The organism is Sulfitobacter sp. HI0040 (assembly GCF_001634885.1).
In the GTDB taxonomy this organism is placed as follows: Bacteria; Pseudomonadota; Alphaproteobacteria; order Rhodobacterales; family Rhodobacteraceae; genus Sulfitobacter.
In genome coordinates this window covers 1-552 of sequence record NZ_LWEX01000226.1, presented here as the reverse complement: position 1 = coordinate 552, position 552 = coordinate 1, and the positions used below count along the sequence as shown (strand labels likewise).

At 68.1% G+C, this 552-nt stretch carries 1 protein-coding gene; it reads left to right on the top strand.

Annotated elements, in window-relative coordinates; translation table 11 throughout:
• Positions 1–552 (top strand): pyridoxal-phosphate dependent enzyme (locus tag A3728_RS12785; protein ID WP_236630492.1); only part of this gene is annotated, 552 nt, incomplete at both ends.

Sequence of the window (552 nt, the reverse complement as noted above, 5' to 3'; positions counted from 1 at the left end):
ATCGACGGATGCCGACGCCCCCCGCGCGTTGCTGACCCGATGCCCCGTCGCAAACGCGACCTCGCTCGTTCAGGCGGAGGCCATCGCCGTGGAAGCATCCGTCGCCGAAGTCTGGCTGAAGGATGAGCGCGGGCGCATGGGGCTGGGCAGCTTCAAGGCGCTGGGTGCTGCCTATGTCATCGCCCGGGACGCGCAGGACGCGAAGGCGGCAGGCACCACCTATGTCACCGCCAGCGCGGGCAACCACGGGCTTTCCGTTGCGGCGGGGGCCGCCGCCTTCGGGGCGCGCGCCGTCATCTATATCGCCGATACCGTGCCCGATGCCTTTGCAGAACGCCTTGCCGACCAGGGCGCAGAGGTGCGGCGGGAGGGGGCCACCTACGAAGCCAGCATGGCCGCCGCCGAAAAGGCCGCGGCCGATCAGGGGTGGGAACTGCTCTCTGACGGGTCGTGGCCCGGCTATACCGACAGGCCCTTTCACGTGATGGAAGGCTATCTGGCACTGATGGCGGAAGTCATCGAAGAGATGCCCGCCCCGCCCAGTCATATCTT